The 13,658-nt window shown below is 71.2% G+C and carries 7 protein-coding genes; all 7 read left to right on the forward strand.

Annotated features, from left to right (window positions below; genetic code table 11):
* Positions 1-237: 237 nt before the first annotated feature.
* The gene (locus tag ABFY03_RS27390; protein WP_319008732.1) at positions 238-5,757 is read left to right on the forward strand and encodes a HAMP domain-containing protein; all 5,520 of its coding nucleotides are present in this window, start codon (positions 238-240) and stop codon (positions 5,755-5,757) included.
* A 300-nt stretch (positions 5,758-6,057) separates the two neighbouring features.
* Complete coding sequence (locus ABFY03_RS27395) at positions 6,058-6,732, forward strand: response regulator (protein ID WP_319008733.1); 675 nt, start codon at positions 6,058-6,060, stop codon at positions 6,730-6,732.
* Positions 6,733-6,848: 116 nt separating this feature from the next.
* Positions 6,849-9,665 (forward strand): DNA translocase FtsK, encoded by a 2,817-nt coding sequence (locus ABFY03_RS27400; RefSeq protein ID WP_346171035.1) that lies wholly within the window; start codon positions 6,849-6,851, stop codon positions 9,663-9,665.
* A 267-nt stretch (positions 9,666-9,932) separates the two neighbouring features.
* On the forward strand, positions 9,933-10,754 hold the full coding sequence (locus tag ABFY03_RS27405; RefSeq protein ID WP_319008735.1) for a helix-turn-helix domain-containing protein: 822 nt from the start codon (positions 9,933-9,935) through the stop codon (positions 10,752-10,754).
* Positions 10,755-10,836: 82 nt separating this feature from the next.
* Positions 10,837-12,360 (forward strand): 30S ribosomal protein S12 methylthiotransferase RimO, encoded by a 1,524-nt coding sequence (rimO, locus tag ABFY03_RS27410; protein ID WP_346171036.1) that lies wholly within the window; start codon positions 10,837-10,839, stop codon positions 12,358-12,360.
* Positions 12,357-13,031 carry a CDP-diacylglycerol--glycerol-3-phosphate 3-phosphatidyltransferase gene (gene pgsA, locus ABFY03_RS27415; RefSeq protein WP_346171037.1) on the forward strand — a complete coding sequence of 225 codons (675 nt, stop codon included), beginning with the start codon at positions 12,357-12,359 and terminating at the stop codon, positions 13,029-13,031. The genes rimO and pgsA overlap by 4 nt, the downstream gene beginning before the upstream one ends.
* The gene (locus ABFY03_RS27420; RefSeq protein WP_319008737.1) at positions 13,028-13,549 is read left to right on the forward strand and encodes a CinA family protein; all 522 of its coding nucleotides are present in this window, start codon (positions 13,028-13,030) and stop codon (positions 13,547-13,549) included. Before pgsA ends, ABFY03_RS27420 begins: the two co-directional genes overlap by 4 nt.
* Positions 13,550-13,658: the final 109 nt, after the last annotated feature.

Here is a 13,658-nt window from a genome sequence, read left to right on the forward strand (position 1 = left end):
TCGTACGCTCCTCACCGCCCCTGCCGGGCGGACCGGGGCGGCTGGACAGCCGGATGCCAGGTTACTTACCTTCACCGTCCCCGCGGATGCCGGTCCGGGCTGTTTCCGCCCTCGGAGGGTGGGGACCTTGTGCGAAGCTGCCGAACTGTTATCGCCTGGTTCGGTCGCGGTGAAACACTGGGAATGCTTCGGCGTGAGCCGGAGCGGAACGGTCGAACCCCTTTCGGGAGGGACACGGTGGAGTCTGGCACGGCGGCGCGGCGCGGCGGCGGGAGCAGCGGCGGCACGCGCGCGAGGGGCGGGCGTTCCCGTGGGGGGACGGTACAGGTGGACGCGGCCGCGCTGGAGCGGTTGCTGTCCGCGCTCGTGTCGATGCGCGACGGGAACCTGCGGAGGCGGCTGACCGTCTCCGGCGACGGGGTGATGGCCGAGATCGCGGCCGTGTTCAACGAGGTCGCGGACCGGCAGATGCACGTCACCGGCGAGCTGTCGCGGGTGCGGCGGGTGGTCGGGCGCGAGGGCAAGCTGTCCGAGCGGCTCGAGGCCGGGGTGACCGAGGGCGCCTGGGCGGCGGCGATCGAGGCGGCCAACGCGCTGGTCGACGATCTGGCGCGGCCGGTGTCCGAGGTGAGCCGGGTGCTGACGGCGGTCGCGGAGGGCGACCTCGAACAGCGGATGGACTTGCGTTCGGAGGGTTCCGACGGGACGGTGCGGCCGCTCCGCGGGGAGTTCCTGAAGGTCGCCCGTACCGTCAACCACCTCGTGGACCAGCTGTCGGTCTTCGCGTCCGAGGTGACGCGGGTGGCCGTCGAGGTGGGTACCGAGGGCATCCTCGGCGGGCAGGCGCACGTCCGGGGCGTGTCCGGTTCGTGGAAGGACCTCACGGACTCCGTCAACACCATGGCGAACCAGCTGACGGCACAGGTGCGGGACATCGCGCTGGTGACGACGGCGGTGGCCAACGGCGACCTGTCGCAGAAGGTCACGGCGAACGTGGCCGGCGAGATGCTCTCGCTGAAGAACACCGTGAACACGATGGTGGACCAGCTGTCGTCGTTCTCGTCCGAGGTGACCCGGGTCGCCCGCGAGGTGGGTACGGAGGGCGAGCTCGGCGGACAGGCCGAGGTCGCCGGGGTCGCCGGCGTGTGGAAGGACCTGACCGACTCCGTCAACACGATGGCGGGCAACCTCACCAATCAGGTGAGAGGGATCGCGGAGGTGACGACGGCGGTCGCCAACGGCGACCTGTCGCAGAAGGTCACCGTGAGCGCGCGCGGCGAGATCGCGCAACTCGCCGACACCATCAACCAGATGACGGAGACCCTGCGGACCTTCGCCGACGAGGTGACCCGGGTGTCCGGCGAGGTCGGCGCCGAGGGTCTGCTCGGCGGTCAGGCGCAGGTGCCGGGCGCTGCGGGCACCTGGAAGGACCTGACGGACTCGGTCAACACCGTCTTCCGGAACATCACCACGCAGGTGCGGGACATCGCGCAGGTGACGACGGCGGTGGCCAACGGCGATCTGTCGCAGAAGGTCACGGTCGACGTGGCCGGCGAGATGCTGGAGCTGAAGAACACCGTCAACACCATGGTGGACCAGCTGTCCGCCTTCGGCTCCGAGGTGACCCGGGTGGCCCGGGAGGTCGGCGTCGAGGGCCGACTGGGCGGGCAGGCCCAGGTGCCCGGCGCCGCCGGCACGTGGAAGGACCTCACCGACTCGGTGAACAACGCCTTCCACAACCTGACGGGCCAGGTGCGGGACATCGCGCAGGTGACGACGGCGGTGGCCAACGGCGATCTGTCGCAGAAGGTCACGGTCGACGTGGCCGGCGAGATGCTGGAGCTGAAGAACACCGTCAACACCATGGTGTCGCAGCTGTCGTCCTTCGCCGACCAGGTCACGCGGATGGCCCGGGACGTGGGCACCGAGGGCCGGCTGGGCGGTCAGGCGCGGGTGGACGGGGTCTCCGGCCGCTGGCGCGAGCTGACCGACTCGGTGAACTTCATGGCCGGCAACCTCACGTCGCAGGTGCGGCAGATCGCGCAGGTGACCACGGCGGTGGCGCGCGGCGACCTGTCGCAGAAGATCGACGTGGACGCGCGCGGCGAGATCCTGGAACTCAAGAACACCATCAACACGATGGTCGACCAGCTGTCCGCCTTTGCGGACCAGGTGACCCGGGTGGCCCGCGAGGTGGGCACCGACGGGCGGCTCGGCGGCCAGGCGCAGGTGCCGGGCGTCGCCGGCGTGTGGCGTGACCTCACCGACTCGGTGAACGGCATGGCCGGGAACCTGACGGCGCAGGTGCGGAACATCGCGCAGGTCGCCACGGCGGTGGCGCGCGGCGACCTGTCGCAGAAGATCGACGTCGACGCGCGCGGCGAGATCCTGGAGCTGAAGAACACCCTCAACACGATGGTGGACCAGCTGTCCTCCTTCGCCGACCAGGTGACGCGGGTCGCCCGTGAGGTGGGTACGGAGGGCATCCTGGGCGGCCAGGCCGAGGTGCAGGGGGTCTCCGGCACCTGGAAGGACCTGACCCAGTCGGTGAACTTCATGGCGAACAACCTGACCTTCCAGGTCCGCAACATCGCCGAGGTCACCACCGCCGTGGCCCGCGGCGACCTGTCGAAGAAGATCACCGTCGACGCCAAGGGCGAGATCCTGGAGCTGGTCACCACCGTCAACACGATGGTGGACCAGCTGTCGAACTTCGCCGACGAGGTGACGCGGGTGGCCCGCGAGGTGGGCACCGAGGGCATCCTGGGCGGCCAGGCCCGGGTGCGCGGGGTCACCGGCATCTGGAAGGACCTCAGCGACAACGTCAACCTGATGGCCAACAACCTGACCAGTCAGGTGCGGAACATCGCCCGGGTCTCCTCGGCGGTCGCCAACGGCGACCTGACGAAGAAGGTCACCGTCGAGGCGCGCGGCGAGGTCGCCGAACTCGCCGAGACCGTCAACACGATGGTGACGACCCTGTCCTCGTTCGCCGACGAGGTGACCCGGGTGGCCCGCGAGGTGGGCACCGACGGCATCCTCGGCGGCCAGGCCCGGGTGCCCGGCGGTTCCGGCACGTGGAAGGACCTCACCGACTCGGTGAACAGCATGGCCGACAACCTCACCGGCCAGGTGCGGCAGATCGCCGCGGTCACCACCGCCATCGCCAAGGGCGACCTCACCAAGAAGATCGACATCGAGGCGCGGGGCGAGATCCAGGAGCTGAAGAACACCATCAACACGATGGTCGACCAGCTGTCGAACTTCGCCGAGGAGGTCACCCGGGTCGCCCGCGAGGTGGGCACCGACGGGCAGCTCGGCGGCCAGGCCCGGGTCCGGGACGTCGAGGGCACCTGGAGCGACCTCACGCTCTCGGTGAACGAGATGGCCGGGAACCTCACCCGGCAGGTGCGGGCCATCGCGGCCGTCGCCACCGCGGTCACCCGCGGCGACCTGAACGTCAAGATCGACGGCGTGGACGCGGCCGGCGAGATCCAGGCGCTCCAGGAGAACATCAACACGATGATCGCCAACCTGCGTGACACCACCCTCGCCAACGACGAGCAGGACTGGCTGAAGTCGAACCTGGCCCGGATCTCCGGCCTCATGCAGGGCCGCCGCGACCTCGACGACGTCGCCTCGCTCATCATGAGCGAGCTGACGCCGGTGGTCTCCGCCCAGCACGGCGCCTTCTTCGTGGCGACGCCGACCGGCTCCGCCAACCACGACACCGAACTGGTCGGCGAGGGCGACGGCTCGTACGAGCTGCGCATGCGCGGGAGTTACGGCTACTCGGCCGGCTCCATGCCGACCTCCTTCCGCCCCGGCGAGACCCTCATCGGGACGGCGGCGGAGGAGAAGCGGACCATCCAGGTCAACGTGCCGCCGGGCTACCTCAAGATCTCGTCCGGGCTCGGCGAGGCCTCGCCCGCGCACGTGATCGTGCTGCCGGTGCTCTTCGAGGGGAAGGTCCTCGGCGTCATCGAGCTGGCCTCCTTCCAGCCGTTCACGCAGATCCAGCGGGACTTCCTCAACCAGATCGCCGAACTCATCGCGACCACGGTCAACACCATCAGCGTCAACACCAAGACCGAGGTGCTGCTCAAGCAGTCCCAGGAGCTCACCGAGCAGCTCAAGGAGCGGTCGGCCGAGCTGGAGCACCGGCAGAAGGAGCTGCAGAACTCCAACGCCGAGCTGGAGGACAAGGCCGAGCTGCTGGCCCGTCAGAACCGGGACATCGAGGTCAAGAACACCGAGATCGAGGAGGCCCGGCAGGTCCTGGAGGAGCGCGCCGAACAGCTCGCCGTCTCCATGCGCTACAAGTCGGAGTTCCTGGCCAACATGTCGCACGAGCTGCGCACCCCGCTCAACTCGCTGCTCATCCTGGCCAAGCTGCTCGCGGACAACGCCGAGACCAACCTCACGCCGAAGCAGGTCGAGTTCGCCGAGACCATCCACGGCGCCGGCTCCGACCTGCTCCAGCTGATCAACGACATCCTCGACCTGTCGAAGGTCGAGGCGGGCAAGATGGACGTCTCCCCGACCCGGATCGCCCTCGTCCAGCTCGTCGACTACGTGGAGGCGACCTTCCGGCCGCTCACCGCGGAGAAGGGCCTGGACTTCTCGGTCCGGGTCTCGCCCGAGCTGCCCGCCACCCTCCACACCGACGAGCAGCGGCTCCTCCAGGTGCTGCGCAACCTGCTGTCGAACGCGGTGAAGTTCACCGACTCCGGTGCGGTCGAGCTGGTGATCCGGCCGGCCGGCGGGGACGTGCCGCAGTCCATCCGGGAGCAGCTCCTGGAGGCCGGGGCGCTGCGCGACGCCGACGCCGATCTGATCGCCTTCTCGGTCACCGACACCGGCATCGGCATCGCGGCCAGCAAGATGCGGGTCATCTTCGAGGCGTTCAAGCAGGCCGACGGCACCACCAGCCGCAAGTACGGCGGCACCGGCCTCGGGCTCTCGATCAGCCGGGAGATCGCCCGGCTGCTCGGCGGCGAGATCTTCGCGGTGAGCGAGCCCGGCCGCGGCTCCACCTTCACCCTCTACCTGCCGCTGAACCCGACCGAGGTGCCCCCGAACGGCTACGGGCAGGGGGAGGCGGACGACGAGCGGCCGGAGGCCGAGGAGGGGCCGGCCGGGGACACCTTCCCGCACTTCCCGCCCGCGCCCGTGCGGAGCGACGCGCGGTCCGGGGCCGGGGCGCTCTTCCGGCACCGGCGGAAGGCCGGACCGGTCGCCGAGACGCCCGATGCGGCCGGTGCGGGCGGAACCCGGGGCGGGGTGCCGGGCCAGCCGGGCCCGGAGGACGCCTCCGCAGCCGAGTTCGCCGGCGGGGCGACGGAGGAGGCCGCCCCGGAGCCGCGCCGCACCTTCTCCTTCTCCGGCGAGAAGGTCCTCATCGTCGACGACGACATCCGCAACGTCTTCGCGCTCACCAGCGTGCTGGAGCAGCACGGCCTCGCGGTGCTGTACGCGGAGAACGGGCGGGAGGGGATCGAGGTCCTGGAGCAGAACGACGACGTCACGGTCGTCCTGATGGACATCATGATGCCGGAGATGGACGGGTACGCGACGACCACCGCGATCCGGCGGATGCCGCAGTTCGCCGGGCTGCCGATCATCGCGCTCACCGCGAAGGCGATGAAGGGGGACCGGGAGAAGGCGATCGAGTCGGGCGCCTCCGACTACGTCACCAAGCCGGTCGACCCGGACTACCTGCTGTCCGTGATGGAGCAGTGGATGCGGGACGCGTGAGCCCGCGCCGTCCGGCGCCGGGCCCCGCGCGGGCCGGTGCCGGACGGCGGACTCCCGCCACCCGCGTGTGAGACCGTCCGGGACGGGGAACCTTCTCGACCCACGCCCCGTTTCCGAACTGTGCACAGTGACATCGCGGTGACAGGGTGTGGCGACGTACGGGGTGCGGCTACGATGACCGGCACAAGGACGGACGGCGGCAGGAAGCCGTCCTCCGGGGCGGCGCCCGGTGCTTCCCCCGGTTCCGGCAGCGGTTCCGGAAGCCGGGTCGAGCCGTTGCCGGGACGAGGAGGACGGGGCATGGTGCAGAAGGCCAAGATCCTCCTGGTCGATGACCGGCCGGAGAATCTGCTGGCGCTGGAGGCCATTCTCTCCGCGCTCGATCAGACCCTGGTGCGGGCATCGTCCGGGGAGGAAGCGCTCAAGGCGCTGCTGACGGACGACTTCGCGGTCATCCTGCTCGACGTCCAGATGCCCGGCATGGACGGCTTCGAGACCGCCGCGCACATCAAGCGGCGCGAGCGGACCCGCGACATCCCGATCATCTTCCTCACCGCGATCAACCACGGTCCGCACCACACCTTCCGCGGATACGCGGCGGGCGCGGTCGACTACATCTCCAAGCCGTTCGACCCGTGGGTGCTGCGGGCGAAGGTCTCGGTCTTCGTCGAGCTCTACATGAAGAACTGCAAGCTGCGGGAGCAGGCGGCGCTGCTGCGGCTCCAGTTGGAGGGCGGCGGCGAGGGCGGCCAGGGCAAGGAGGCCGCCGGGCTGCTCGCCGAGCTGTCCGCCCGGCTCGCCGCCGTCGAGGAGCAGGCCGAGGCGCTCTCCAAGCAGCTCGACGACGAGTCGGCCGACGCGGCGGCCGTCGCCACCGCCGCCCATCTGGAGCGCAAGCTCACCGGGCTGCGGCGGGCGCTGGACGCGCTGGAGCCGGGCACCGGCGGCGCGCCCTCGCTGCCCGCGCAGGGCTGAGGCTCCGTCACGGGACGGCCGGATCGTGATGACCGGCCGTCAGCTCCGTGCCGGGGCAAGGGCGACACGTTCGGGTGAGGCGGACAGCCCGGCCGCTCACCGGTAACCTCAGCACCATGGCTTCACGTACGTCCGGCAAGGGTTCTCAGGGCACCGCACCATCGCGCGCCGGCCGGACGACGGGCGGCGCGAAGAAGGCGGCCGCCAAGTCCACGGCGAAGTCCCCGGCCAAGCCGCCGGCGAAGAAGGCGGCGGCCAAGAAGGCCGCGCCCGCCAAGCGGGCCCCCGCGAAGAAGGCCGCGGCGAAGCGGCCCGCGGCCCGGCCGGCACCGTCCCCGACCGGGGGCGTGTACAAGGTGGCCCGCGGCGCGGCGCACGGCGTCGGCGCGATGTTCCGGGGGATAGGGCGGGGCGCCAAGGGGCTCGACCCCGCCCACCGCAAGGACGGTCTCGCGCTGCTGCTGCTCGCCGCCGCGCTGATCGTCGCCGCCGGCACCTGGTCCCATCTGGAGAACCCGGTCGGCGACCTGGTCGAGATGCTGGTCACCGGAGCCTTCGGCCGGCTCGACCTGCTCGTCCCGCTGCTGCTCGGCGGCATCTCCTTCCGGCTCTTCTGCTATCCGGAGCGGCCCGAGGCCAACGGCCGGATCGTCATCGGGCTGTCCGCCCTCGTCATCGGCGTCCTCGGGCAGGTCCACATCGCCTGCGGCGCGCCGGGCCGGGACGCGGGCTCCGAGGCCATGCAGGACGCGGGCGGGCTGATCGGCTGGGCCTCGTCGCAGCCGCTGGTCTTCATGATGGGGGAGGCGCTGGCCGTCCCCCTGCTGGTGCTGCTCACCCTCTTCGGGCTGCTCGTCGTCACCGCCACCCCGGTCAACGCGATCCCGCAGCGGCTGCGCGCCCTCGGCGTCCGGCTCGGACTCGTCGAGCCCGCGTACGAGGAGACCGCCGAGGAGTACGCGGAGGGGGAGCCGTACGAGGAGGAATGGCGGGAGGCGCCGCCGCGCGCCGCCCGGCCGGCCCGGCGCCGCAGCGGCCCGGCCGATCCGTACGACGTGGACCGGGCGGAGGCGGAGGCGCTGGACCGGCGCGGCCGCACCGCCCGGCCCCGGTCGGCGGTGCCCGAGCGCGACCACGGCCTGGACCCGGTGGACGTGGCCGCCGCGGCGGCGGCCGCGCTGGACGGCGCGGTGCTGAACGGGATGCCGCCGTCGCCGCTGGTCGCCGACCTGACCCGGGACGTGACCGCCGAGCGGGACGCGGCGCTCGCGGGGGCCGGCGGGGCGACGGACGAGGCCACCGGGCCCGTACCGCCGCTGCCGAAGTCGCCGCCGAACGTGCCGACCGCGCGGGGCGGCGAGAAGCGGCCGGTGGGCGGTCCCGTACCCGATCTGACCAAGCCGGCGCCGGAGCCGACGGACCTGCCGCCGCGGGCCGAACAGCTCCAGCTCTCCGGCGACATCACCTACGCGCTGCCCTCGCTCGACCTGCTGGAGCGGGGTGGGCCGGGGAAGACCCGGTCGGCGGCGAACGACGCCGTCGTCGACGCGCTGACCAACGTCTTCGTCGAGTTCAAGGTGGACGCGGCCGTCACCGGCTTCACCCGTGGTCCGACGGTCACCCGGTACGAGGTCGAGCTCGGGCCCGCCGTCAAGGTCGAGAAGATCACCGCCCTGACGAAGAACATCGCCTACGCGGTGGCCTCGCCGGACGTGCGGATCATCTCGCCGATCCCCGGCAAGTCCGCGGTCGGCATCGAGATCCCCAACAGCGACCGCGAGATGGTCAACCTCGGGGACGTGCTGCGGCTCGCGGACGCGGCCGGCGACGAGCACCCGATGCTGGTCGCGCTGGGCAAGGACGTCGAGGGCGGCTACGTGATGGCCAACCTGGCGAAGATGCCGCACGTCCTGGTCGCCGGCGCCACCGGCTCCGGCAAGTCCTCGTGCATCAACTGCCTGATCACCTCGGTGATGATAAGGGCGACCCCGGAGGACGTCCGGATGGTGCTCGTCGACCCCAAGCGGGTCGAGCTGACCGCCTACGAGGGCATCCCGCACCTGATCACCCCGATCATCACCAACCCCAAGCGGGCCGCCGAGGCCCTCCAGTGGGTGGTGCGCGAGATGGACCTGCGCTACGACGACCTGGCCGCCTTCGGCTTCCGGCACATCGACGACTTCAACCAGGCCATCCGGGACGGCAAGGTGCAGCTGCCGCCCGGCAGCGAGCGCGAGCTCAAGACGTATCCGTACCTGCTGGTGATCGTCGACGAGCTCGCCGACCTGATGATGGTCGCGCCCCGGGACGTCGAGGACGCCATCGTCCGCATCACCCAGTTGGCCCGCGCGGCCGGCATCCACCTGGTGCTCGCCACCCAGCGGCCTTCGGTGGACGTGGTCACCGGTCTGATCAAGGCGAACGTGCCGTCCCGGCTCGCCTTCGCCACCTCCTCGCTCGCCGACAGCCGGGTCATCCTCGACCAGCCGGGCGCCGAGAAGCTCATCGGCAAGGGCGACGGCCTGTTCCTGCCGATGGGCGCGAACAAGCCGACCCGCATGCAGGGCGCCTTCGTCACCGAGGCCGAGGTCGCGGCCGTCGTGCAGCACTGCAAGGACCAGATGACGCCGGTCTTCCGGGACGACGTCACCGTCGGCACCAAGCAGAAGAAGGAGATCGACGAGGAGATCGGCGACGACCTCGACCTGCTGTGCCAGGCGGCCGAGCTGGTCGTCTCGACGCAGTTCGGCTCGACCTCGATGCTCCAGCGGAAGCTCCGGGTGGGCTTCGCGAAGGCCGGCCGGCTGATGGACCTGATGGAGTCGCGGAACATCGTGGGCCCGAGCGAGGGCTCCAAGGCGCGGGACGTCCTCGTCAAGCCGGACGAGCTGGACGGGGTGCTCGCGGTGATCCGCGGCGAGTCGGCGGAGTGACCGGACGGAAGGCGTGGGGCGGTAGGGGCGGGGTATCCGTTCGAGACCGGGCCGAGACTCACTCGTAAGGGAACCGGGGGCAACCGTTTCCCCTGGCCGTACGTCAAGTTGGACGGAGGGACAGCAGGATGTCCCGTCCTCGCGAAGTACCAGCCGCGAAGTACAACCTCATGGCGTACAAACCGCACCCGCCCGGTTGCCCCACCCTTTCGTACCACCCATAGACTGAACGTCCAGCAGGTGGCTACACGCTCGAAAGGCGCTCTCGTGTCCATCGGCAACTCCCCCGAAGACGACCGGACGTTCCCGTCAGACGACCGGGAACCGATCGGTCGCACCCTTCAGCAGGCCCGCATCGCCGCCGGCCTCAGCGTCGAAGAGGTCAGCGCCTCCACCCGTGTCCGGATCCCGATCGTGCACGGCATCGAGGAGGACGACTTCTCGCGCTGCGGCGGCGACGTCTACGCGCGCGGTCACATCCGCACGCTCGCGCGTGCCGTCGGGCTCGATCCGGCGCCGCTGATCGAGCGGTACGACGCCGACCACGGCGGCCGTCCCGCGCCCACCCCCGCCGCCCCGCTCTTCGAGGCGGAACGTATCCGCCCCGAGCCCCGGCGGCCCAACTGGACCGCGGCCATGGTCGCGGCGATCGTCGCCGTCGTCGGCTTCGTCGGCTTCACCATGTTCAACGGCGCCGAGCAGCCGAAGGGGACCACGGCCGCCGAGGGCGGTCCGGCGCCCGCCCCGGAGAAGGCGACCTCGGCCGCCAAGCCCAAGCCGGTCAAGCCCGCCCCGAAGCCGACCGAGAGCGCCATCGCGGCCGTCCCGGCCGACAAGGTCACGGTCAAGCTCACCGCCGACGGCAAGAGCTGGATCTCGGCCAAGGCCTCCGACGGCAAGATGCTCTTCGACGGCTTCCTCCAGGAGGGCGACACGAAGACCTTCCAGGACGACGAGCAGGTCGATCTCGTCCTCGGCAACGCCGGCGCGATCGAGCTCTACGTGAACGGCAAGAAGGTCTCCGAGAAGTTCGAGGACGGCCAGGTGGAGCGGCTCAGCTACACCAAGGGCGACCCCGAGGCCGGCTGACCGGTGCGTCCGGTGTGACCTCCGTCGCGCAGGTGAACCCTGAGCGACGGGGTCACGTCCGGGACGAAGTAGTCTTGAGTCCATGCCCGAACGCCGTACCGTCGCCCTTGTCACTCTCGGCTGCGCCCGTAACGAGGTGGACTCGGAGGAGCTCGCAGGCCGCTTGGCAGCGGACGGCTGGGAGCTCGTCGAGAACGCCGAGGAAGCGGACGTCGCCGTCGTCAACACCTGCGGCTTCGTCGAAGCCGCCAAGAAGGACTCCGTCGACGCCCTCCTCGAAGCCAATGATCTGAAGGACCACGGCCGCACCCAGGCCGTCGTCGCCGTCGGCTGCATGGCCGAGCGCTACGGCAAGGAGCTGGCCGAGGCCCTCCCCGAGGCCGACGGCGTGCTCGGCTTCGACGACTACGCCGACATCTCCAACCGCCTCCAGACCATCCTCAGCGGCGGTAGCGTCGAGGCGCACACCCCGCGTGACCGGCGCAAGCTCCTCCCGCTCTCCCCGGTCGACCGCCAGCAGGCCGCCGCCGAGGTCGCCCTCCCGGGCCACGGGGCCGCCGAGGAGCCGCAGAACGTCCCCGGCGACCTGCCGGAGGGCCTCGCGCCCGCCTCCGGCCCGCGCGCCCCGCTCCGCCGCCGCCTGGACCGCAGCCCCGTCGCCTCCGTGAAGCTGGCCTCCGGCTGCGACCGCCGCTGCTCCTTCTGCGCCATCCCGTCCTTCCGCGGCAGCTTCGTCTCGCGCCGCCCCTCGGACGTGCTCAACGAGACCCGCTGGCTCGCCGAGCAGGGCGTCAAGGAGATCATGCTGGTCTCCGAGAACAACACCTCGTACGGCAAGGACCTCGGCGACATCCGCCTCCTGGAGGGCCTGCTGCCCGAGCTCGCCGCCGTCGACGGCATCGAGCGCGTCCGGGTCAGCTACCTCCAGCCGGCCGAGATGCGCCCCGGCCTGATCGACGTGCTGACCTCCACCGAGAAGGTCGCGCCCTACTTCGACCTGTCGTTCCAGCACAGCGCCCCGGACGTGCTGCGCGCCATGCGCCGCTTCGGCGACACCGACCGCTTCCTGGAGCTTCTGGAGACCATCCGCTCCAAGGCCCCGACGGCCGGTGCCCGCTCCAACTTCATCGTGGGCTTCCCCGGCGAGACCGAGGCCGACTTCGCCGAGCTGGAACGCTTCATCACCCACGCCCGGCTCGACGCCATCGGCGTCTTCGGCTACTCCGACGAGGACGGCACCGAGGCCGCCACCTACGCGGACAAGCTCGACCAGGAGGTCGTGGACGCCCGTCTCGCCCACCTCTCCCGGCTCGCCGAGGAGCTCACGGCGCAGCGCGCCGAGGAGCGCATCGGAGAGATGCTGGAGGTGCTGGTGGAGTCCGAGGACGAGGAGGACGGCTGGATCGGCCGCGCCGCCCACCAGGCCCCCGAGACGGACGGGCAGGTCCTGCTCACCGACGGTGGTGGCGCGGGCCTGGACCTGGCTCCGGGCCTTATGGTCAGGGCGAAGGTCGTGGGCACCGAGGGCGTCGACCTCGTGGCGGAGTACTGCGACGTGCTGGGGGGCGACCCCCAGACCCCCGTTGCCGAGGAGGTGGGCAGATGACCGGAGTCCCGGCATCCGCGACGGGCGGGACCGGAAGGCCCGCGCCCCGCGGCAAGCTGGGCACGGCGGCCGTGAACCCCGTCAGCGTGTGGAACATCGCCAACATCCTCACCATGATCCGGCTCGTCCTCGTGCCGGGCTTCGTGGTGCTGCTCCTCCAGGACGGCGGGCACGACCCGGTCTGGCGGGCCTGGGCGTGGGCGGCGTTCGCCGTAGCCATGATCACGGACGTCTTCGACGGACATCTGGCCCGCACGTACAACCTGGTCACCGACTTCGGGAAGATCGCCGACCCGATCGCCGACAAGGCGATCATGGCGGCCGGGCTGATCTGCCTGTCCGGCCTCGGCGACCTGCTCTGGTGGGTGACGGCGGTGATCCTGGCGCGCGAGCTGGGGATCACGCTGATGCGCTTCTGGGTGATCCGGCACGGGGTCATCCCGGCCAGCCGCGGCGGCAAGATGAAGACGCTCGCCCAGGGCACGGCGGTCGGCATGTACGTGCTGGTGCTCACCGGCCCGCTGGCGACGCTGCGCTTCTGGGTGATGGCGGTGGCGGTCGTGCTGACCGTCGTCACCGGTCTGGATTATGTGCGACAGGCGGTCGTCCTGAGGCGCCGGGGACTCGCGGCCGAGCGGGCCGCCGCCCGCGCGGAGACGTCGGCGCGATGAGCGAGGCGGCCCGGGTGCTCGCCCTGCTCGTGGAGCGGGGCCACACGCTGGCCGCCGCCGAGTCGCTGACCGGCGGTCTGGTGGCCGCCGAGCTGACCGGGGTGCCGGGGGCTTCCCGGAGTTTCCGGGGCTCCGTGACCGCCTACGCGACCCCCCTCAAGCACGAGCTGCTGGGGGTGGACGCCGGCCTGCTGAGCGCGCGCGGGGCGGTGGATCCCGAGGTCGCGGTGCAGATGGCACGGGGTGTACGGGACCGGCTGGGCGCCGACTGGGGGATGGCGACGACCGGGGTCGCGGGGCCCGATCCGCAGGACGGGCAGCCGGTCGGCACCGTCTACGTGGCGGTCGCAGGGCCCGCCACGACAGGCGCGGCGGCCGGGAAAGTGGTGTCGTTGAGATTGAACGGCGACCGCGCGGAAATCCGTAGAGAGAGCGTGCGGAGCGTGCTGGAACTGCTCCACGCGGAACTCTCGGAAAATGCGCGGGCACAGGATACGGAACAGAACGGGGGGAATTGATGTTTGCAGCCCAGAGAGAACACGACATCGCTCCCCGCACGGCCGCGGCGCGAGGCGGTACGGTGGGGCGTGAAGGATGCGGCTACGCGGTCCGAGGAGGGAGCGACCG

The sequence above is a fragment of the Streptomyces roseofulvus genome (genome assembly GCF_039534915.1).
Taxonomy (GTDB): domain Bacteria; phylum Actinomycetota; class Actinomycetes; order Streptomycetales; family Streptomycetaceae; genus Streptomyces; species Streptomyces roseofulvus.

What these genes read in the sequence shown, in the direction of transcription:
- ABFY03_RS27395 (WP_319008733.1), top strand. Translation starts at nt 6,058, where the DNA reads ATGGTGCAGAAGGCCAAGATCCTCCTGGTCGATGACCGGCCGGAGAAT.
- ABFY03_RS27400 (WP_346171035.1), top strand. Translation starts at nt 6,849, where the DNA reads ATGGCTTCACGTACGTCCGGCAAGGGTTCTCAGGGCACCGCACCATCG.
- rimO (WP_346171036.1), top strand. Translation starts at nt 10,837, where the DNA reads ATGCCCGAACGCCGTACCGTCGCCCTTGTCACTCTCGGCTGCGCCCGT.
- pgsA (WP_346171037.1), top strand. Translation starts at nt 12,357, where the DNA reads ATGACCGGAGTCCCGGCATCCGCGACGGGCGGGACCGGAAGGCCCGCG.
- ABFY03_RS27420 (WP_319008737.1), top strand. Translation starts at nt 13,028, where the DNA reads ATGAGCGAGGCGGCCCGGGTGCTCGCCCTGCTCGTGGAGCGGGGCCAC.